Raw genomic sequence first — 19280 nt, 5'->3', positions numbered from 1 at the left:
ATGACAGAGTTCAATCAGATGAACTATCGTGTGGTGCACCTGATCGTCCACCGAACTGTACTGCGAGGCACCCCGTGACAGCACTCTTCGCCCTGGCCACCAGCCTCCTGTGGGGCCTGGCCGACTTCGGCGGAGGTCTGCTCACCCGGCGCACGCCCGCCCTCACGGTGGTCGTCGCCTCCCAGTCGATCGCGGCCGTGGTCCTCGGCGCGATCGTGCTGGCCACCGGCGGCTGGAGCGCGGCGGGGCCGCAGCTGTGGTTCGCGGTCGCCGCGGGACTCGTGGGCCCGATCGCGCTGCTCTCCTTCTACAAGGCGCTCGCGCTCGGCCCGATGGGTGTGGTCTCCCCCCTCGGCTCGCTGGCCGTGGCCGTCCCCATCGGCGTCGGCCTGTTCCTCGGGGAGCGCCCGGGGCTGCTGCAGATCGCGGGCATCGCGGTCGCCGTGGCGGGTGTCGTCCTCGCGGGCGGGCCCCAGCTGCGGGGCGCGCCCGTGCAGCGGCAGGCGATCCTCCTGACGCTGATCGCGGCCGCCGGCTTCGGCACGGTGTTCGCGCTGATCGCGGAGGCGTCGTCGTCGGTCACCGGACTCTTCCTGGCGCTGTTCGTGCAGCGCGTCACCAATGTCGTCACCGGTGGCGCGGCCCTGGCCGTCTCCGTTCGGCGCGGCGCCCCGGCCCTTCCCGAGGGCGGCTTCCCCTGGGTCTCCCTGCCCGCGCTCGCCTTCGTCGGTCTCGCCGACGTCGCGGCCAACGGCACCTACTCGGTCGCCGCCCAGCACGGCCCGGTCACCGTCGCCGCCGTCCTCGCCTCGCTCTACCCGGTGGTCACCGCCCTGGCCGCACGCGGTGTCCTCAGGGAACGTCTGCGCGCGGTGCAGGCCGCCGGAGCGACGCTGGCGCTGGTCGGCACGGTGCTGCTGGCGACCGGCTGAGCCGGCTCCGGCCGACGGAACCCGACCCACCCCGGTCGACGGCGACGGACTGTCCGCCCCGGACGAAGGACCAGGCCTGGCCCGGACGACAGACCACCCACCCCGGACGAAGGACCGGGCCCGCCCCGGACGAAGGACCGGGCCTGGCCCGGACGACAGACCGGCCGCCCCCGTCGGAAGACGGAGCCCGCCCCGGGTCAGGACTCGGCGCGGATGTCGCCCGATTGCGCGTGTACGTCCTCGGCGGCGTCCCGCACGTCGAGGTCCAGCTGCGCGAGCCGCGCGACCGTTTCCTCGTCCAGTTGCGACAGCGCCAGCAACTGCTGCGGGGTCACCCCGTCGGGAATCGGCACCGGCGGCGGTGTGCGCAGCGGCGGCTGCCATCCGTCCACCGGGTCCCAGCGCCGGACGACCCGCGCGGGGGCTCCGGCGACGACGGAGTGGTCCGGCACCGAACCGCGTACCACCGCACCGGCGGCGACCACGACGTTCCGCCCGATCCGCGCGCCGGGAAGGATCACCGCACCGGTCCCGATCCAGCAGCCGGGCCCGATCTCCACGGGCTCCATCCGCGGCCACTGCTTGCCGATGGGCTCGTGCGGATCGTCGTACGAGTGGTTGGTGGACGTGACATACACATAGGGCCCGAAGTAGCAGTCGCTGCCGATCGTGACCGTCGTGTCGGCGATGACATGGCTGCCGCGGCCGAGCACGACGCCGTCCCCGATGCGCAGGATCGGGTCGGCACCGAGGTCGAGATCGGGCATCAGCCCCGCGGTCAGCGTGACCTGCTCGGCGACGATGCAGTACGAGCCGAGGTGGATCCAGGGTTCACCGAAGACCGTGCCCAGCGGGAAGGCCAGCCTGGTGTTCTCTCCCATGGCACCGAAGCGGAACCGTCCCGGGCGCTCGGCCGAGACGGCACCGGCGCGCTGCACCCAGGCCCAGCCCGCGTGGACGGCGCGTTGCGCGAGGCGTCGCCGCCATGATGAGAACGTGTTCTTGCTCCTGGACACCCGTTCACGGTACTCAGAGCGGACCACGCCGATGCGGCCGCGCCGCTGTGATCTTCGCCCCACCGGGGGCGTGGGGCGATGGCATACGGTGCCGGTGTACTCAGAAGGACCTGGACCACGACACGACGAGACGGTGACACGGTGACGACTCAGCAGGCGCTGATCAAGGGGATCGGCGGCAAGGACCCGCAGGTGGACCAGGAGGCGTTCGTGTCGCCCACCTCCGTGGTCATCGGAGATGTCACGCTGCACGCCGGCGCGAGTGTCTGGTACGGCGCGGTGCTGCGCGCCGACGCCGGCCCGATCGTCATCGGCGCCGGCAGCAATGTACAGGACAACTGCACTCTGCACGTGGACCCCGGTTTCCCCATCACCGTCGGGGAGCGGGTCTCGATCGGCCACAACGCCGTCCTGCACGGCGCCACCGTCGAGGACGACTGTCTGATCGGCATGGGTGCCACGGTGCTCAACGGGGCCGTGATCGGGGCCGGCTCGCTGGTGGCCGCGCAGGCGCTGGTGCCCCAGGGGATGACGGTCCCGCCGGGCTCACTCGTCGCGGGTGTCCCCGCGAAGGTCAGGCGTCCGCTGACCGACGAGGAGCGCGAGGGTCTCTCGCTGAACGGCGTCTTTTACGTGGAGCTGGCGAAGGCGCACCGCGAGATCCACGAGTAGGTCCGAGCAGCCGCTCTACTCGGCGGCGGGGACCGGCTCCGGCTCCGCCGCGCCGTGCTCCGTCGCCGCCTTCTTCGCCTTGCGGCGGACGATCAGCATCGAGGCGAGACCGATGAGCACCGCGGCGACCAGGCCGAGCCACGAGAAGCGCTTCAGCCAGGACTCGGCGACGACACCGACGTAGTAGATGACCGCGGTGGTGCCGCCGGCCCAGATGATGCCGCCGAGGACGTTGGCGATCAGGAACTTCCAGTACGGCATCCGCAGCACACCGGCGAGCGGGCCCGCGAAGATCCGCAGCAGGGCGATGAAGCGGCCGAAGAAGACGGCCCACATGCCCCACTTCTGGAAGGAACGCTCGGCCGTGGCGACATGGGCTTCGCCGAAGTGTCTGGGGAACTTCGCGCCGAGCCAGGCGAGCAGCGGGCGTCCGCCCTTGCGGCCGATGGCGTATCCGATGGAGTCGCCGACGATCGCCCCGAGGCTGGCGCACGCGCCGAGGACCACCGGGTTGATACCGCCGTGCTGCGAGGACAGCAGCGCCGCCGAGACCAGGACGATCTCTCCGGGCAACGGGATGCCCAGGCTCTCCAGGCCGATGACCAGGGCCACGAGCGCGTAGATACTGACCGCGGGCACCGTCTCGAGCCAGTCCTGGACGTGCAACGCCGGTTCCTCCCGTTTCGGTTTACGTGACCCGGGCGACCGCGTTTCGCATGATCACCGAGGTGCGCTTCCCCGGAGCGCCCGCCGGGAAGCCTACCTGGTCGCCCTGAACAGCGGCCCGGACGTGCGGCTTGTCACGTCCTGTGCCGCCAGGTCCCGTAGTGGTCGAGGAGGGTCTCCTCCACCGGGCGGTAGGTGATCCCCAGTTCCCGCACGCTCCGGCTGTTGTCCACGCGGAACCGGATACCGAGGTGTTTGCGGATGTAGTCCTGGGTCAGTCCGAACGCCGGACCCAGAATGCGGACCGGCCAGTGCGGGAGCGCGGTGCGGGGCAGCCGGAGGGCGCGGGGATACCGGCCGCGGATGACGCGCGCCATGTCGTGGAAGGACGTCATCGTCTCGGCCGCGACGATGTAGCGGCCCTTGGCGCCGCTGTGCTCCGCCGCCGCGATGTGCGCGTCGGCGACCTCGCGGACGTCCGCCGTGGTGAAGCTGAAATCAGGGGCGCCGTAGAAGAAGTAACCCTTGAACAGTTCCTCCAGCAGGAACAGGCTGCCGGATTCCGACGCGGGGGTGAGGGACGGGCCGAGGATCAGGCCGGGGTTGACGGACACCAGGCGCCAGCGGTCCTGGGCCGCCTCCGCCTCCCACGCCGCGCGTTCCGCGAGCGTCTTCGCGTAGTGGTACGGGTTGTTCTCGACGGTGCTGGTGGTGTTGAAGTACTTCTCCGACAGGACACCGCCGTCCATGCTCCGGACGTCGATGTAGTCGCCGAAGATCGCGCCGACGGTGGAGGTGAGGACGAGCTTCTCGACCGTCGGTGTCCGTTCCACTCCCGCCAGCACATTGCGGGTGCCGAGCAGGGCCGGGTCGACCATGTCCCGGCGGCCGTCCTTGATCTTCTCGGGCATCAGGAACGGCGACGCCACATGGAAGACCACGCCGCAGCCGCTCATCGCCGCGTCGAAGGACCCCTCGGCCAGCAGATCCGCCTCGAACAATGCCAGCCTGCCGGGAAAGGCCTCCTGCATCTCCCGGAGCGGCCGCACCTTCGCCGCGTTCGCGGTCCCTCGTACGGTGGTGTGGACCCGGTAGCCCCGCTCCAGCAGCCGCCGCACCAGATGGCTCCCGACGAACCCGCTGCCACCGGTCACCAGAACGGCGCTCCGCCCGCCCACGCCCACGCTCGCACTCCTCGCACCCTGTCCCCGGCGCATCGCCCGGCCTGTGGACGACGCGCACGCACCGCCCGTAGGTCAGGGTCGGGCATGGACGGCCGGAAGGGAACAGGTGCTCACTCCCCCAGCCAGGACGTCGTGAGGTCCTGCACGGCCGAGCCGTCGGCGTCGGCGAGCTTGACGCCCGTGAAGCCGGCCGCCCACTCGGAGCTCTGGTAGCGGAACCGGGGCTCGTCGGCCGTCAGCGCGGCGACGACGACCTCCGCGCACTCGTGTGCGCTCTGGGCCGTGGAGAACGACTTCGCGGTGCGGTCGAGATAGGCGCCGATCACCGGCCGGTAGACACCCGCCCCGGCGACGAGTGTCTCGATGTCGCGGTCGGCGCGGACGTTGGCGACGAACTCGGTGGCCACCGCGCCGGGCTCGATCACGCTGACCGCCACGCCGAGCCTGCCGACGACCGGAGCAAGGCTCTCCATCCAGCCCTCGACGGCGAACTTGGCCGCGCAGTAGGCCTCGTTGAACGGCTGGCCGACCACACCGCCGACGCTCGTGACCGTGATCAGACGGCCCTGGGATGCGCGCAGATGCGGCAGCGCGGCCTTGGTCACCTGGACGACGCCGAAGAAGTTGACCTCCATCACGTCACGGACGTCGTCCACGCTCTCCAGCTCGATGGTGCCGACGTGCCCGGCGCCCGCGTTGTTGATCAGGGCGTCCAGCCGTCCGTAGGCGGCGATCACCGCGTCGACACAGTCGGCGACCGAGTCGGGGTCCGTGACGTCGAGCTGCCGGACGTCGACGCCGGGCAGCCGCTCGCGCAGCGGGCCGGCCTTGCCGGTGTCCCGCATGGTCGCGACGACCGTGTAGCCGGCCCGCTCCGCGAGTACGGCGGTCTCCAGACCGATGCCGGTGGACGTACCGGTGACAAGGGCGATCTTCATAACGGGGCCTCCATGGTTGCGTGTACACACACATATTAGGGTTGCGTGCGTGCGCACGCAACTGGGTAGACTCGTGTCGTGACGGAGATCAGGCTGAAGCAGGCGGAGCTCACTGTGGAGGACCAGGCGTACTACCGCATCGTGGGAGTGGGCACCGCCCTCACCGCACGGGCGAACGCCCGCCTGGAACACGATTTCCGGCTGCCGGCGTCCTGGTTCGAGGTGCTGCTCTGGCTCTACCACCAGGACGGTCCCCTGTCGGCCACCGATCTGGGCTCCTGTGCGCTGATCAGCCGCAGCCAGGTCTCCCGGGTCATCGACGCGCTCCAGTCGCGGGGCCTGGTCACCCGGGCCCCCTCGGCGACCGACGCCCGGTCCGTCGAGGTGACCATCACCGAGGAGGGCCGGGATCTCTTCGAGCGTGCGGACCGGGCCCGCCGCGAGGCCCTGGCACCCGCCCTCACCGACAAGCTGGAGCCGGCCGAGCTGGAAGAACTGGCCCGCATCCTCCTCAAGCTCAAGTACTGACCTGGCTCAGGTCCCTCGCAGACTCGCAAGGGGGGCCGGTGCGCTCCCCGTGCCGACCGGCACTCCCCCGGGACGCCCGTCCGGTCCGGCCCGAACTGCCGGACCGGACGGGCGCCTTGGCCAGAGGCCCTGGTCGGGGCCGGTGTCTACGCGAAGGACGTGAGGAAGTCCCGTACGGGCAGGGCGTGGTCGACGATGCGGGTGTCGCCGATCCAGCCGTAGAAGCCCTGCCCGAAGTTCTCGTCGAACTGGGTGGCACCGATGACGAAGGGCTTGCCGAGCGTCGCGATCCCGGTGGACGGCTGCGTGGGATTGCGGGCGATCTTCGAGCCGTCGACGTACAGCACGGTGCGGCGGCCGTCGTTGACGACGGCGACATGGGTCCAGCGGCCCACGGGGAGGGCGTGGCTCCAGGAGGTCGGGTCGGCGTCCTGCCGCGCCGGATAGACGACGAACTGCAGGAACCGCTCCGGCGACAGATTGAGGCTGCAGGTGGGCTCCAGCGGGGACCAGCCGGTCGTCTTGCCCGCGTCGCCGTTGCGGCCCTCCCAGCTCAGGATGCCCATCCAGGCATGGTCGCCGTCGAAGGGGTCGGGCAGCCTGATGAACGTCTCGATGGTGTAGCCGCGGGTGAACTCAGCACTGTTCAGGGCGGCTTGGGCGCCCGTCGTCAGGATGGCGCCGCGGTCCGGGCTCTTGCCGCCGTCGAAGTGGAGGCTGGCGTGGGCGGGTTGACCGGGATGGTGGTCGTCCGACCAGGTGAGGACGGCCGGGCCGCTCTCGTGCAACCGGCTCACGGTCAGGTCGTTCCCGTGGCCCGTGAGGTCCCGTACGACGGTGCCGTCCGCGACGGGAGCGCCCGGAGCCGTCCCGGAGCCGTCGAAACGCCAGTACGCCACCGTGCCGTGCGGCATCACGGCGGAGGCGGGGCGCGGCTTCGGCGGGACGACGGGTGCGAAGCCCTCGAAGCGCTCGTCGAAGTCGACGCGCAGGCTGAACCGGTCGACGGGGCCGGTCAGTTCGATGGTCTCGGCCTCCAGCGGAGTCCGCTTCCCGGGGTCCCTGGCGAGGAACCACGGCGCGAACGTCTCGACGTCGATGACGCCCCGGACCAGGTCGAAGGAGTAGGTGCGGATCATCCCGGCGCCGCCGTAGTAGCGGTCCTGGTAGTTGGTGATGTGGACGTGGACATCGTTGTCGGCGTCGTTGGACAGGACCGTGCGCCCAGGCGGCCAGTAGTGGCCGCCGAGGGCGAGGAAGATCTGGTCGTTGCCCCGGACGAGACCGTCCCACAGGCGCTTGCCGTTGTCCGAGAGCTGGGCCGCGCCGTCGTCGTCCGACCAGGCGATGTCGTGCGTGGTGAGTACGGCGGGAAGCGTGGGGTGGGCGTCCAGGACGCCCTGTGCCCAGCGCAGCCCCTTGTCCGACACCCGCCAGTCCAGGGCGAGCACCAACCACTCCCGGCCGCCCGCGCGCAGAACGTGGTAGCTGTTGTAGCCGTCGGGAGAGGCGCCGCGGAAGGTGGGCATGGTGGCGTAGCGCTCGGGGCCGAACGCGGCGAGGTAGGCGGTGTCTCCCCGCTGGTCGTCCGTCGAGGACGGGATGTCGTGGTTGCCGGCCAGGACGCTGTAGGGAACCTTGCCGTGGAGGGTGCGGAAGGTGTCGGCGGCGCGTCCGATCTCGTCCTCGGTGCCGTGTTCGGTGACATCGCCGAGGTGCGTCATGAACGCGATGTTCGCCTCGGCCCGCTCCGCCACGAGGTAGCGGAAAGTCTCGCGCAGCGGGGCCGGGTCCGCGCTGTCGGCGTCGAAGAGGTACTGCGTGTCGGGAAGGACGGCCAGCGCGAAGCGCGGGCTCTCGGTGTCGAACCGGCCTCCCCGGCCTGTGGTCGCGGCCCGCGCCGGGGTCGTCTCGAACGCCGCTGTCGCCGCGCCGGCCGCCGGTACGGCGACCGCGGCGCGCAGCAGAGCCCGTCTGCCCGGCCCGTTCTGCTGTCCTGCCGTGCTCATGTGCCCTCCAGGTGAGCGAGATGGGGGTCAGGGGGCACGGTGCTGACCGGCCATGGCCGGGCAGTGGCAGTCAGCTGAACGACGCATTGTGTTCGCCGCACGATTGGCGCCCGGCGTGGCGGCCCAGGGCGCGGCCCCCGGTCCGGGACGGAGGACCGGGGGAGCAAAGATGCTCTCCGTTGCTGGAACTCCCCCTACCTTCAGGGGAGTTGATAGAACGGATCATCGACTTCCGCCCCACCTCTCCCACAAGGAGCTTGCTGTGACCGTCACCGCCGAAGACATCTACGCGATGGCCCCCTACGCCAGGACGCTGGGCGTGCGCTTCACCGCCCTGTCGGCCGAGGCAGTGCACGCCGAACTCGACTTCGTGACCGAACTGTCCACCGTGGGGGGCGGGTTGCACGGAGGCGCGCTGATGGGCCTGGCCGACGTCGCCTCGGCAGTGTGCGCCGCGCTGAACGGCCCCGCCGGCGCCGTTCCCGCCACCACCACGTCCACCACCCATTTCCTGCGGCCCGTGCGCGAGGGAGCCGCGTACGCGAAGGCCCGTGTGCTGCGGGTGGGCCGCGACACGGCGGTCGTGGAGTGCGACATCGAGGACGACCGGCAACAGCTCTGCACCCGGGTCACCCAGACGGTGAGCGTACGGGTGCCACGCGGCTGACCGGGGTCGGGGCCCGGTCGGGGCACGGGTCGGCACCCGCTCGGGGCACGGGGTGACGCCCGGTCGGGGCACGGGTCGACGCTCGGCTCGACGCCAAGCTCGGGGCGGGGCGAGGGCGCAGGCGAGGCGGGGCGATGTACAGGAGGGGAGGCCGTCATCGGCGAGCGGCCCCGGCGCAACGGCCGAGGGCCCCGATCGGGTCGTACTCCCCGATCAGGGCCCTGTGCGCGAGGTGGGTCTCAGCCGTTCGGGCGGAGCGTCCAGACGACGGTCATCTCGCCGGTCACGGCGCCGTCAGCGCGCTGGATGGCGATGGCGACCGGGAACTCGGGACGCTGACCGGCGTCGAGCTCGGCGACCACGGCGGCGGCGGGCCGCCCGAGCGTCGCGGTGGCCGTGACGGGGCCCATGGCGAGTTTCTTGTACGCGATCTCGGCGCTGACCGCGAGCGGTACGGCGCGGGAGAGCTGGTCCCCGAAGGCGGCCAGAACGATCGCCCCGCTCGCCGACTCCCCCAGCGTGAACATGGCACCGGCGTGCGGTCCGCCGACGTGGTTGTGGAAGTCGCCCTGGTCCGGGAGCGCCACGACGGCCTTCTCCGGAGTGGTCTCCACGAACTCGAGGTTCAGGGTCCGGGCCATCGGCACGGTCGCGGCGAGCATCTCGCCGATCGTCATCTGGTCTGCGCTCATACCGCGATGTTACCCATGGGTAGCAATCCTTGGCCAGCCCCGCCGTCCGGCGCCGAAGTCGATCAGCGGTGCGGGCGGAGCCACACTCCGGTACAGGCCTGACGAGACGCGGTGACAGAAACGTTTCACAGGCGCCACTAACGTGGCTGCCCATGTGGCCAGGACAGCAGCCGCCCGGGGGCGAGCAGAACCCGCAGGACCAGAACCCGTACCAGCAGCCGGGGTACCAGCAGCCGAACCCCTATCAGCAGCCCGGATACCAGCAGCCGGGGTATCCGCAGCAGCCGGGCCCGTACGGACCGCAGCCGGGACAGCAGCCATGGGGTGCGCCGGCTCCCGCGGGCGCGCCCGAGCCGCCGCGCGGGAACGGCAACCGGACTAAGGTGATCGCGATCGTGGCGGCCACCGCCGTGGTCGTGGCCGCCGGGGTGACCGGCGCCCTCCTGCTCGGCGGCGCCAAGGACGACAAGGCCGACGGCGGCAACAAGGGCAAGGACGCGAATCCGACCACGAGCGCGCCGAAGGACCCGAGCGCGTCGCCCTCCGACGGCGACCCGCGCGGCGGAGCGGGCGAGCAGCCGACCGTCGCCGGCTGGAAGGTCGTCGTCAATCCCAAGTGGGGCACGGCCTTCGATGTCCCCGCGGACTGGGAGGTGGCCTCGCCGGGCACGTCGGTCGGGTTCGAGAAGAAGAACGCGAAGGCCGACGACAAGCCGCTGATCGTGATGTCGGCGCCCGCCTACTTCAAGTCCAAGTGGTGCTCGTCCGACGACGACAGGGACGGCCGTACGGAGGACACCGCTCTCGGCGCCGCGGGCACCAAAGGCGCGAGCGGAGCGAAGAACACCGACGAGGTCGCCCTGAACCAGGTCCCCTGGTGGGTGTTCGGCGGCTACACCCAGCCGGACAAGAAGAGCCTCACCTTCGACAAGAAGGCCAAGCCGTACACCACGAAGTCGGGCGTCACGGGCAGCATCGCCTGGGCCAGGTCCAAGAACACTCCCCAGAAGGGGAAGTGCGCGAGCGACGGCAAGGCCATCACGTTCGGGTTCAAGAACTCCGCGGGCGACTATGTGGCGTGGAACCTCTACGGGGCCACCGGCGTGAAGGACGAGATCCCCGACACGACCATCCTGAAGATCCTGAGCACCGTACGTCTGCACGGTGACCCGACGGGGGCCTGATTCAGGGGCAGTTGGATTCCGAGCCGGGATCGTACGGGGCCGCCCCGAGCCGGGATCAATGGGGCAAGTGGCCCGGCGGCCCGGCCGTTTCGGGGACCGCCGTGGCACTCGGGTCACAAGCCCCTCTATCGTTAACGGCCATGTGGCCAGGACAGCAGCCGCCCGGGGGCGAGCAGAACCCGCAGGACCAGAACCCGTACCAGCAGCCGGGGTACCAGCAGCCGAATCCGTACCAGCAGCCCGAATACCAGCAGCCGGGGTATCCGCAGCAGCCGGGCCCGTACGGACCGCAGCCGGGACAGCAGCCGTGGGGAGCTCCGTCGGATCCCCTCGGCGCGCCCCAGGCGTCCGGCGGCGGTGGCGGTGGCGGTGGCGGCAACAAGACGAAGATCACCGCGATCGTCGCGGCCTTGGCCGTCGTGATCGCCGCCGGAGTCACGGGATTCCTCGTCCTGGGCGGTGGCAGCAAGGACGACAAGGCCGGCGCCGACACGTCCAAGTCCCCGAAGGCGTCGGCCGCTACGTCGCCGAGCGCGAGCGGGAGCGGGAGTGACGACAACCCGCGCGGCGGCGAAGAGGAGAAGGCGACGATCGCCGGCTGGAAGGTGGTGGTGAACCCCAAGTGGGGCACCGCCTTCGACGTACCGCCGGACTGGGACGTCAAGACTCCCGGCACCTTCATCGGCTTCGAGGACGACAAGAAGGGCGACGGCTCCGCGCTCATCGGCATGTCCGCACCCGCCTTCCTCAAGGAGAAGTGGTGCACGTCCGACGACGACAAGGACGGCCACACGAGCGACTCGGCACTGGCCGCCGCGGGCACCAAGGGCCAGAGCGGTGCCAAGAACACCGACGACGTGGCACGCAATGATTCGGCGTGGTGGGTCTTCGGTGGCTACACCGACCAGAAGGACGCCTCGAAGAAGCTGCTGAAGATCGGCAAGCCCCAGGCGTACACCACGGCCTCGGGCGTCAAGGGCAGCGTCGCGACGACGTACTCCTCGGGCGTCGCCAAGAAGAACAAGTGCGACTCCGACGGCAAGGCGACCACGTTCGCCTTCAAGAACTCGGCGGGCGACTTCGTGTCCTGGACGCTCTACGGCGCCAAGGGCGTCTCGGACGAGATCCGGAACGCGACCGTACAAAGGATCCTCAGCACGGTACGACTGCACGGCGACCCGACGGGTTCCTGAACCCAGGACCGAAGCCCGGGGCTCCGAGCCTCGTGGCAGCCTTCCAGGCCCGGCGGGCGGGGGCCCGACGCCCGACGGGGTGAAGTGGGCCTCGACGGGGTGGAGTTGCGGTCAGCGCGTGCTCGGTACGGCGGATCGCTCAGTGGGTCAGTTCGGCCGGTTCAGGCACGAGGGCGCGGATGCGCCGCTCGATCTCGTCCCGGATCGGCCGGACCGCGGCGACACCCTGTCCGGCCGGGTCGTCGAGCGCAAACGGGTCGCCCAACGCCTTGAACTTCTTCGCCGGTTCGACGGGGCCTGATCCTCGGTCGGCGGGGCGGCGGCCAGTCCCGCGCAGCAGGCGCCGTCCGTTTCCTGGCCGATCACCTCAGGCTTTTGTTTCGACGCAGCTCTATGTTGACGTTCTTCGATTCAAGGCGCAAGCTTGCATCAGCGAACGTCAATACAAGCCGGTCCGGGGCCTGAGGTGTCCCGTCCTTCGGGAGTGACTCATGAGTGATCAGTCCACAGAACTGCGCGAGACCGTTCGTCGCCGGTATGCCGCCGCGGCCGTGAAGGTGACCGAGGGTGGCAGCGCGTGTTGCGGGCCGCAGCCGGTCGAGGTGGACGAGAACTTCGGTTCCACCCTCTACGCGTCCGACGAGCGCGACGCCCTGCCCGCCGAGGCCGTCGCCGCCTCACTGGGCTGCGGCAACCCGACCGCCGTGGCCGATCTCCACGAGGGCGAACGTGTCCTCGATCTCGGCTCCGGCGGTGGCATCGACGTCCTGCTGTCGGCCCGCCGCGTCGGCCCCACGGGCAAGGCATACGGCCTCGACATGACCGAGGAGATGCTCGAACTCGCCCTGTCCAACACCAGGAAGGCGGGCGCGACCAACGTCGAGTTCCTCAAGGGCACGATCGAGGCCATCCCGCTCCCCGCCGACACCATCGACGTGGTGATCTCCAACTGTGTGATCAACCTGTCGACCGACAAGGCGGCGGTGTTCGCGGAGACGTTCCGCGTCCTGACACCGGGTGGCCGAATCGGTGTCTCGGACGTGGTCGCCGAAGACAACCTGACACCCCAACAGCGCGCGGAGCGCGGCGACTACGTCGGTTGCATCGCCGGTGCCCTGTCCTTCGCCGAGTACCGCGAAGGCCTCGAGGCGGCAGGGTTCGTGAACGTCGAGATCACCCCCACGCACCCCGTAGCCGACGGCATGCACTCCGCCGTCGTCCGCGCCACCAAGCCCCGGACCGAGCCGCAGACATCCCCCACGACCAGGTCGGCGGACACGTGCTGCGGCGTCAGCGCCTGCTGCACACCCGCCGAAGCCTCCCCCGACCCCCGCGTCACGGTCACGGAGGCCAAGTCCGCTTCGGGCTGCGGCTGCCAGAACTGAAGAACCCGCACTCCGTGGAAGAAGCGGTAACCGCGTCACCCGATACCGAAGGATCCGCCCGGCGGCTCGGGTGACGGAACCGCGTTCTCGTCGCGCACCGGAGCGGCACCGCCGATGAAGTCCCGCAGTCCGGGGCCGTGTTCGACGCGTGCCGGAAAGGCGTCGGCGGCGGTGCGACGGGCCAGGGCGGCCGTGTCGAGCGGGCGGTGGGAGGCCACGAGCACCGCGTTGCCGAAGCGCCGCCCGCGCAGCACTCCGGGTTCGGCGATCAGGGCGATCTCCTCGAACACCGTCGAGAACGTGGCGAGTTGGGAGCGGAGAAAGGCGAAGGGCGCCGCGTCCGCCAGGTTGGCGAGGTAGACGCCGTCGGGGCGCAGCACGCGCTCGGCGGCGCCCGCGTAGGCGGTGGATGTCAGGTGCGCCGGTACGCGCGAGCCGCCGAAGACGTCCGCGATCAGGATGTCCGCGGAGTCGGGGGCGGCGGCTTCGATCCAGGTGCGGGCGTCGGCGCAGTGCAGCTCGATGCCGACGCCGCCCGGCACCGGCAGACACTCGCCGATCATGGCCAGCAGGCCCTGGTCCGCCTCCACCACGTCCTGCCGCGAACCGGGCCGGGTGGCCGCGACGTAGCGGGGCAGAGTCAGCGCCCCGCCGCCGAGGTGCAGCACGTCCAGGGCTTTCCCCGGTTCCGTGACCGTGTCCAGCACATGCCCGAGGCGCCGCGTGTACTCGAACTCCAGATGCGTCGGCTCGTCCAGATCGACGTACGACTGGGGTGCGCCGTCCACGGTCAGCAGCCACGCCCGCTCGCGGTCCACGTCGGGCATCAGCTTGGCGGTCCCGTGATCCACGGCCCGCGTCACGGGTATCGGCTCGTCCACGGGTCCATTGTGCGGCACCGGCAACGACACGAACGGGTGCCCGCCCTGTCATGGCGGGCACCCGCGTCGCTGCACCGGCCGGAGGTCGGCCGACCGGCCTGTCGGGCCGGAGGTCGGCCGACCGGCCTACCTGGCCGGAGGTCGGCCGACCGGCTTGTCGGGCCGGACGTCAGCCGATCGACGTCACCGTCCCGGCGCCGACCGTCCGGCCGCCCTCGCGGATCGCGAAGCCGAGGCCCGGCTCCAGCGGCACCTCGCGGCCGAGCTCGACCGTCATGGTGACGGTGTCGCCGGGCCGGGCGACGGCCCGCTCGCCGAGGTCGACGTCGCCCACCACGTCCGCGGTGCGGATGTAGAACTGCGGCCGGTACCCGGTGGAGACCGCTGTCGTACGGCCGCCCTCGCGCGTCGACAGGACGTACACCTGCGCCGTGAAACGGCTGCTGGGTACGACACTGCCGGGCGCGGCGACGATGTGCCCGCGACGGACCGCGTCGCGGGGCACGCCGCGCAGCAGCAGCGCCACGTTGTCGCCGGCCTGCGCCTCCTCCATGGGCTTGCCGAAGGTCTCCAGGCCGGTGACCACCGTGTCGACGCCGGCGCCGAGCACCTCGACGCGGTCGCCGACGTGGATCGTGCCGCGCTCCACGGCACCGGTGACGACCGTTCCGCGTCCGGTGATGGTGAGCACGTTCTCGACGGGCATCAGGAACGGCGCGTCGAGATAGCGCTCGGGCATCGGCACATAGGTGTCCACCGCGTCGAGCAGCGCGTCGATCGCCGCCGTCCACCGGGGGTCCCCCTCAAGGGCCTTGAGGCCGGACACCCGTACGACGGGAACCGAGTCGCCCCCGTAGCCCTGCGCGGAGAGCAGCTCGCGGACCTCCAGCTCCACGAGGTCGGCGAGCTCCTCGTCCGCCATGTCGGCCTTGTTCAGGGCGACCACGATGTGGTCGACGCCCACCTGCCGGGCGAGCAGCACGTGTTCGGCGGTCTGCGGCATGATCCCGTCCAGCGCGGACACGACGAGGATCGCCCCGTCGAGCTGGGCCGCGCCGGTGACCATGTTCTTGACGTAGTCGGCGTGGCCCGGCATGTCCACGTGCGCGTAGTGCCGGGTGTCGGTCTCGTACTCGACGTGCGCGATGTTGATGGTGATGCCGCGGGCGGCCTCCTCCGGCGCGCGGTCGATCCGGTCGAACGGAACGAACGTGCCGGAGCCGCGCTCGGCGAGGACCTTGGTGATGGCGGCGGTCAGGGTGGTCTTGCCGTGGTCGACGTGACCCATGGTGCCGATGTTCAGGTGCGGTTTGGTGCGCACGTAAGCCGTCTTGGGCATGGCTGTACCTCGAAGCCTCTTCAGTGTCAGCGGAGCTGAGTGATGGCCCCGGCGCGTACGGGCCGGGACGGGGACCCCCAGGAGCTACCGACCCTCCCCCTGCGGGGTCCGCCGGACAATCCGGGAAGGGTCAGCTTCGGGCGCCGTCGACGGCTGCCGTGATGATCGGGACGGCAGCCTTCGGCGCATCCGCGACTGCGGATGCTGCGAGGAAGAAGGCGTACCGGAACATGAGGAGATCATCGCCGACGCGTCTGCCCACGTCGAATGGTTTTCGGTGCCCCGTGGACCGGTGTGGCGCGGGTGGTGCGGGCGGTGCGGGGGTGCAGCCACCGCGAGCTGCGTGTCGGGAACCCTCGGGGTCCGGGGGCGTCCGCGGTCTCAGGGGCCGATGTTCTTGAGGGCCTCGCGCACGGACAGCGGCGCGAGCCTCGCCCGCTCCGCGGCGACGAAGTCCCGTACCGCCTGCGGGTCGATCTTGGCGTATTCGCGCAGACACCATCCGATGGCCTTGCGGATGAAGAAATCGGGATGGCCCGACTGGCGGACGCAGTACGCGAAGAGGCGCCCTGTGTCGGTGGCCTCCCTGTGACGGAGCTGATGGAGCAGCGCCGTACGGGCGACCCACAGATCTACGTCCTCGATCCAGCCGTCCATGTCGGTGCGCAGTCGCGGATCGGCGGCCACCAGGCCTCCCACCACATGCGCGGCGAGCGCGTCGACCGTGTCCCACCAGGAGACGGTGGAGACGAGGTGCCGGGCCACCGGCAGGAAGCCCGAGGACAGGCGCGCCACGTGGCGGCGCAGGTAGTCGACGGCGAAGTACTGGTACTCGCGTTCCGGCAGTCGCCAGCAGCGCAGCGCGAGCGCCGTGCAGTCCGCCTCGTCGGGACGGGCGGTGTCCAGGAGCACGGTGCGCGACAGGGCACGGCGCTCGGGCGTCGTCAGCCCGAGGAACGGGGCGATGTCCTTCATGTACGCGCGCATCGACGCGGCCCGGTGAGGGTCGGCGGCCGCCGGGTAGACGGTCGTGAGCCGTTCCAGAACGGTGTCCGCGAGGACGCTGTCGGGCACCTCGAACCGCGCACCCGACGTTCCGGAAGCTGTGACGCCCATGAGACGAACCATACGGCGGTCACACACATGCGTCGGCTAGTGTCACCGGATGCTCGATGCCACCACCCGCTCTGGGGGCACCGCCACGGCCACTCCCCAGGCCGCCGCCACGGAGCTCGCCGTCGCAACCGACCTGGTCGTCGCCTCGGAGATCGCCGTCGCCGCACCCGCGGTCCCGACCGCCGCACGCACCGGCCTGGGCGCTCGCTGCCTGAGAGCACTGCTCTCGCCCTGGTCGCGGCTCTCCCTGCTGGTCGTGCTGCTCGCGGCCGCCGCGTCGAGCGTGCTGCTCTTCGACCCGCAACGGCTGCTCGCCGACGGCTGGCCACCCCAGCTCGGCGGCGCCGCGGCGGCCGTCGCGTTCGCCGTGGCGTACGGCCTGTGCACGGTCGCCTTCGTGCCCAGGCCGCTGCTCAATCTGGCGGCCGGCGCCCTGTTCGGCTCTCAACTGGGCCTGGGCACCGCCCTGGTGGGCACGGTGCTCGGCGCCGGTGTCGCCTTCGGGCTCGGCCGGATCCTCGGGCAGGACGCGCTGCGGTCGCTGCTGCGGGCCCGCTGGCTGAAGGCGGCGGACGGTCAGCTCAGCCGTCACGGCTTCCGCTCGATGATGGTGGCCAGGCTGTTCCCCGGCGTGCCGTTCTGGGCCGCCAACTACTGCGCGGCCGTCTCCCGCATGGGCTGGCTGCCCTTCCTGGTCGCGACGGCGCTCGGCTCGATCCCGAACACCGCCGCGTACGCCGTCGCCGGCGCCCGCGCGTCTTCGCCGACCTCCCCGGCCTTCCTGATCGCGATGGCCTTGATCGCGGTCCCCGCCCTGGTCGGAACGGCGGTGGCCTGGCGCAAGCGCCACCACCTGCGCGGTCACTGAGGCCCGCCAGCGCCTGGGCGCACACAGCCCAGAATCTGCGGCCGCCACGGACGCGAGGCCTCCAGGATCTGCGGCCGCTACGGGCGCACGGCCTCCAAGATCTGCGGCCGCCACGGACGCGAGGCTTCCAGGATCTGCAGCCGTTACGGGCGCACGGCCTCCAGGATCATCGCGTTGGCCAGTCCGCCCGCCTCGCACATCGTCTGCAGCGCGTAGCGGGCCCCGCGGGCGCGCATCGCGTGGACGAGGGTCGTGGTGAGCCGGGTGCCGCTCGCGCCGAGCGGGTGGCCTATCGCGATGGCCCCGCCGTGCACGTTGACCTTGGACAGGTCGGCGCCCGTCTCCTGCTGCCAGGCCAGGACGACGGCGGCGAAGGCCTCGTTCACCTCGAAGAGGTCGATGTCCCCGAGGTCCAGCCCGGCCTTGCGCAGCACCTTCTCGGTGGCGGGGATGACGCCGGTGAGCATCAGCAGTGGGTCCGAGCCGGTGACGGCGAAGCTGTGCAGCCGGGCGATGGGCCGCAGTCCGAGGCGGGCGGCGGTCTCGCTCGACGTGATGAGCACGGCGGACGCCCCGTCGTTGACCGGGCTCGCGTTCCCGGCCGTGACCGACCAGTCGATCTGCGGGAAACGCTCGGCGAAGCCCGGGTCGTAGTACGCGGGCTTCAGCCCGGCGAGCACCTCGGGGGTGCTGCCGGGGCGGACGCTCTCGTCCCGGGTGACGCCCTCCAGGGGCGCGACCTCGACGTCGAACAGACCGCCGCTCCACGCCCGTGCCGCCTTCTGGTGCGAGCCGACGGCGAAGGCGTCCATCCGCTCGCGGGTGATGCCCCACTTGGCGGCGATGAGCTCGGCGCTGATGCCCTGCGGCACCAGACCCTCGGGGTAGCGCTCGGCGACCCCGGGCCCGAAGGGGTCCGCGCCGGCCGGCACGTTGGACCACATCGGCACCCGGCTCATCGATTCCACACCGCAGGCCACGACCATGTCGTACGCCCCCGACATGACGCCCTGCGCGGCGAAGTGCACGGCCTGCTGCGACGAGCCGCACTGGCGGTCCACCGTGGTCGCCGGGACCGACTCGGGGAATCCCGCGGAGAGCACGGCGTACCGGGTGGTGTTCATGGCCTGTTCGCCGACCTGGTCGACGGTGCCGCCGATGACGTCGTCGATGAGCGCCGGGTCGACCCCGGAGCGCTCGACGAGCGCGCGGAGCGTGTGGGCGAGGAGTTCCACGGGGTGGACGTGGGCGAGGGAGCCGCTCGGCTTGCCCTTGCCCACGGGGGTGCGTACGGCTTCGACGATCACGGCGTCACGCATGGGATGCCTCTCAGGTCTTCGAGGTCGGGGAACCGGCGACCGGGCGGATCCGGTCTTCGAATCCGATGAGTTTGATTTTCCAACCCACCAAGTGACCCAAGAGTAACCCAGTGAGTTGGAACATCCAACCCACCCTCGTAGACTGAGGGCATGAAGGACCCCCGCCCCTGCTCGATCGCCGCGACGCTCGCCCTCGTCGGCGAGAAGTACTCCCTGCTGGTCCTGCGCGAGGTGTCGCTCGGCGCCACGCGCTTCGACCAGCTCGTACGCAACACCGGCGCCCCTCGCGACGTGCTGACGACCCGGCTGAAGCGCCTCGTCGACGCCGGTCTGCTGGAGAAGGCGGAGTACAGCGACCGCCCCAAGCGCTATGAGTACCGGCCGACGCGGTCGGGGCTCGAACTGCAACCCGTCCTGCTGACGCTCATGGCGTGGGGAGACCGGCACCTCCAGGAGGGCGGCTTCCGGCCCATGGTGCTGGAGCACACCTGCGGCCACGAGCTGGTTCCCCTGGTGGTCTGCCAGGAATGCGGAGAGCAGGTCGAACACGAAACCCTCACGGCCCACCCCCAGGCCCCGGGGTGGACGGTGACGGGACCCGCGGTGGCGTAACCGCCGACACGGGGAACGCGGACGCGGAGACGGGCGCAGCGGGCAGCGGGCAGCGGGCAGCGGGCAGCGGGCAGCGGGC

19 protein-coding genes and 1 pseudogene are annotated in these 19280 nt (G+C 71.0%); 9 read left to right on the top strand and 11 right to left on the bottom strand.

Features of this window, described 5'->3' with window-relative positions; translation table 11 throughout:
• Nucleotides 1-74 precede the first annotated feature (74 nt).
• Nucleotides 75-932 carry an EamA family transporter gene (locus tag ACZ4N5_RS18075; RefSeq protein ID WP_467758050.1) on the top strand — a complete coding sequence of 286 codons (858 nt, stop codon included), beginning with the start codon at nt 75-77 and terminating at the stop codon, nt 930-932.
• A 197-nt stretch (nt 933-1129) separates the two neighbouring features.
• Here ACZ4N5_RS18075 and ACZ4N5_RS18070 read toward each other — a convergent pair whose 3' ends face one another.
• Nucleotides 1130-1948: an acyltransferase gene (locus tag ACZ4N5_RS18070; protein WP_467758049.1), complete on the bottom strand. Its 819-nt coding sequence runs from the start codon at nt 1946-1948 to the stop codon at nt 1130-1132.
• 141 nt (nt 1949-2089) lie between these two features.
• On the opposite strand from ACZ4N5_RS18070, the gene ACZ4N5_RS18065 reads away from it, so the two are divergent.
• Nucleotides 2090-2620, top strand: coding sequence for a gamma carbonic anhydrase family protein (locus tag ACZ4N5_RS18065; RefSeq protein ID WP_467758048.1), 531 nt, complete (start codon nt 2090-2092; stop codon nt 2618-2620).
• A 15-nt stretch (nt 2621-2635) separates the two neighbouring features.
• On the opposite strand, the gene ACZ4N5_RS18060 is transcribed toward ACZ4N5_RS18065, so the two are convergent.
• From ACZ4N5_RS18060 to ACZ4N5_RS18050, 3 genes are all read right to left on the bottom strand, one after another.
• Nucleotides 2636-3286: a DedA family protein gene (locus ACZ4N5_RS18060; protein ID WP_467758047.1), complete on the bottom strand. Its 651-nt coding sequence runs from the start codon at nt 3284-3286 to the stop codon at nt 2636-2638.
• Between the two features lie 134 nt (nt 3287-3420).
• Complete coding sequence (locus ACZ4N5_RS18055; RefSeq protein WP_467758046.1) at nt 3421-4470, bottom strand: NAD-dependent epimerase/dehydratase family protein; 1050 nt, start codon at nt 4468-4470, stop codon at nt 3421-3423.
• Nucleotides 4471-4580: 110 nt separating this feature from the next.
• Complete coding sequence (locus ACZ4N5_RS18050; RefSeq protein WP_467758045.1) at nt 4581-5408, bottom strand: SDR family oxidoreductase; 828 nt, start codon at nt 5406-5408, stop codon at nt 4581-4583.
• A gap of 78 nt (nt 5409-5486) precedes the next feature.
• Between ACZ4N5_RS18050 and ACZ4N5_RS18045 the strand changes: the two genes are divergently transcribed.
• A complete protein-coding gene (locus ACZ4N5_RS18045; protein WP_467758044.1) occupies nt 5487-5936 on the top strand; it encodes a MarR family winged helix-turn-helix transcriptional regulator in 450 nt (149 codons plus the stop codon).
• A 146-nt stretch (nt 5937-6082) separates the two neighbouring features.
• On the opposite strand, the gene ACZ4N5_RS18040 is transcribed toward ACZ4N5_RS18045, so the two are convergent.
• Nucleotides 6083-7945, bottom strand: a complete 1863-nt coding sequence (locus ACZ4N5_RS18040) for a LamG-like jellyroll fold domain-containing protein (protein ID WP_467758043.1) — start codon at nt 7943-7945, stop codon at nt 6083-6085.
• A 262-nt stretch (nt 7946-8207) separates the two neighbouring features.
• Here ACZ4N5_RS18040 and ACZ4N5_RS18035 point away from each other — a divergent pair, with 262 nt between their 5' ends.
• Nucleotides 8208-8612, top strand: a complete 405-nt coding sequence (locus ACZ4N5_RS18035; protein ID WP_467758042.1) for a PaaI family thioesterase — start codon at nt 8208-8210, stop codon at nt 8610-8612.
• A gap of 239 nt (nt 8613-8851) precedes the next feature.
• Here the strand turns inward: ACZ4N5_RS18035 and ACZ4N5_RS18030 are convergent, their stop codons facing one another.
• Nucleotides 8852-9304, bottom strand: coding sequence for a DUF4442 domain-containing protein (locus tag ACZ4N5_RS18030; protein WP_467758041.1), 453 nt, complete (start codon nt 9302-9304; stop codon nt 8852-8854).
• Between the two features lie 152 nt (nt 9305-9456).
• Between ACZ4N5_RS18030 and ACZ4N5_RS18025 the strand changes: the two genes are divergently transcribed.
• Together ACZ4N5_RS18025 and ACZ4N5_RS18020 are read left to right on the top strand one after the other, a co-directional pair.
• Nucleotides 9457-10488, top strand: a complete 1032-nt coding sequence (locus tag ACZ4N5_RS18025) for a DUF8017 domain-containing protein (protein WP_467758040.1) — start codon at nt 9457-9459, stop codon at nt 10486-10488.
• A 140-nt stretch (nt 10489-10628) separates the two neighbouring features.
• Entirely contained in the window at nt 10629-11681 is a 1053-nt protein-coding gene (locus ACZ4N5_RS18020; RefSeq protein ID WP_467758039.1) for a DUF8017 domain-containing protein, read from the top strand.
• Between the two features lie 139 nt (nt 11682-11820).
• On the opposite strand, the pseudogene ACZ4N5_RS18015 reads toward ACZ4N5_RS18020, so the two are convergent.
• Nucleotides 11821-11976 (bottom strand): annotated as a pseudogene (locus ACZ4N5_RS18015) (phosphotyrosine protein phosphatase); the annotation flags it as partial.
• Between the two features lie 196 nt (nt 11977-12172).
• Between ACZ4N5_RS18015 and arsM the strand changes: the two are divergent.
• Nucleotides 12173-13066 carry an arsenite methyltransferase gene (gene arsM, locus ACZ4N5_RS18010; protein WP_467758038.1) on the top strand — a complete coding sequence of 298 codons (894 nt, stop codon included), beginning with the start codon at nt 12173-12175 and terminating at the stop codon, nt 13064-13066.
• Nucleotides 13067-13101: 35 nt separating this feature from the next.
• Here the strand turns inward: arsM and ACZ4N5_RS18005 are convergent, their stop codons facing one another.
• From ACZ4N5_RS18005 to ACZ4N5_RS17995, 3 genes are all read right to left on the bottom strand, one after another.
• The gene (locus ACZ4N5_RS18005) at nt 13102-13947 is read right to left on the bottom strand and encodes a spermidine synthase (protein WP_467758037.1); all 846 of its coding nucleotides are present in this window, start codon (nt 13945-13947) and stop codon (nt 13102-13104) included.
• A 169-nt stretch (nt 13948-14116) separates the two neighbouring features.
• Entirely contained in the window at nt 14117-15286 is a 1170-nt protein-coding gene (gene tuf, locus ACZ4N5_RS18000) for an elongation factor Tu (RefSeq protein ID WP_467758036.1), read from the bottom strand.
• Nucleotides 15287-15667: 381 nt separating this feature from the next.
• Complete coding sequence (locus tag ACZ4N5_RS17995) at nt 15668-16402, bottom strand: DNA alkylation repair protein (protein WP_467758035.1); 735 nt, start codon at nt 16400-16402, stop codon at nt 15668-15670.
• Nucleotides 16403-16451: 49 nt separating this feature from the next.
• Between ACZ4N5_RS17995 and ACZ4N5_RS17990 the strand changes: the two genes are divergently transcribed.
• Entirely contained in the window at nt 16452-17270 is an 819-nt protein-coding gene (locus tag ACZ4N5_RS17990; protein ID WP_467758034.1) for a TVP38/TMEM64 family protein, read from the top strand.
• A gap of 143 nt (nt 17271-17413) precedes the next feature.
• On the opposite strand, the gene ACZ4N5_RS17985 is transcribed toward ACZ4N5_RS17990, so the two are convergent.
• Nucleotides 17414-18589, bottom strand: a complete 1176-nt coding sequence (locus ACZ4N5_RS17985; protein ID WP_467758033.1) for a thiolase family protein — start codon at nt 18587-18589, stop codon at nt 17414-17416.
• Between the two features lie 150 nt (nt 18590-18739).
• On the opposite strand from ACZ4N5_RS17985, the gene ACZ4N5_RS17980 reads away from it, so the two are divergent.
• Nucleotides 18740-19201, top strand: a complete 462-nt coding sequence (locus tag ACZ4N5_RS17980) for a winged helix-turn-helix transcriptional regulator (RefSeq protein WP_467758032.1) — start codon at nt 18740-18742, stop codon at nt 19199-19201.
• The last annotated feature ends 79 nt before the right edge of the window (nt 19202-19280 follow it).

The organism is Streptomyces sp. NPDC026500, from assembly GCF_055567635.1.
Note: the sequence above shows the minus strand (reverse complement) of the source record. Positions and strands in the feature narration are given on the sequence as shown.

Coding starts and splice junctions, on each gene's coding strand:
- ACZ4N5_RS18050 (WP_467758045.1), bottom strand. CDS start 5,408: ATGAAGATCGCCCTTGTCACCGGTACGTCCACCGGCATCGGTCTGGAG.
- ACZ4N5_RS18040 (WP_467758043.1), bottom strand. CDS start 7,945: ATGAGCACGGCAGGACAGCAGAACGGGCCGGGCAGACGGGCTCTGCTG.
- ACZ4N5_RS18030 (WP_467758041.1), bottom strand. CDS start 9,304: ATGAGCGCAGACCAGATGACGATCGGCGAGATGCTCGCCGCGACCGTG.
- ACZ4N5_RS18025 (WP_467758040.1), top strand. CDS start 9,457: ATGTGGCCAGGACAGCAGCCGCCCGGGGGCGAGCAGAACCCGCAGGAC.
- ACZ4N5_RS18020 (WP_467758039.1), top strand. CDS start 10,629: ATGTGGCCAGGACAGCAGCCGCCCGGGGGCGAGCAGAACCCGCAGGAC.
- arsM (WP_467758038.1), top strand. CDS start 12,173: ATGAGTGATCAGTCCACAGAACTGCGCGAGACCGTTCGTCGCCGGTAT.
- tuf (WP_467758036.1), bottom strand. CDS start 15,286: ATGCCCAAGACGGCTTACGTGCGCACCAAACCGCACCTGAACATCGGC.
- ACZ4N5_RS17995 (WP_467758035.1), bottom strand. CDS start 16,402: ATGGGCGTCACAGCTTCCGGAACGTCGGGTGCGCGGTTCGAGGTGCCC.
- ACZ4N5_RS17990 (WP_467758034.1), top strand. CDS start 16,452: ATGCTCGATGCCACCACCCGCTCTGGGGGCACCGCCACGGCCACTCCC.
- ACZ4N5_RS17985 (WP_467758033.1), bottom strand. CDS start 18,589: ATGCGTGACGCCGTGATCGTCGAAGCCGTACGCACCCCCGTGGGCAAG.
- ACZ4N5_RS17980 (WP_467758032.1), top strand. CDS start 18,740: ATGAAGGACCCCCGCCCCTGCTCGATCGCCGCGACGCTCGCCCTCGTC.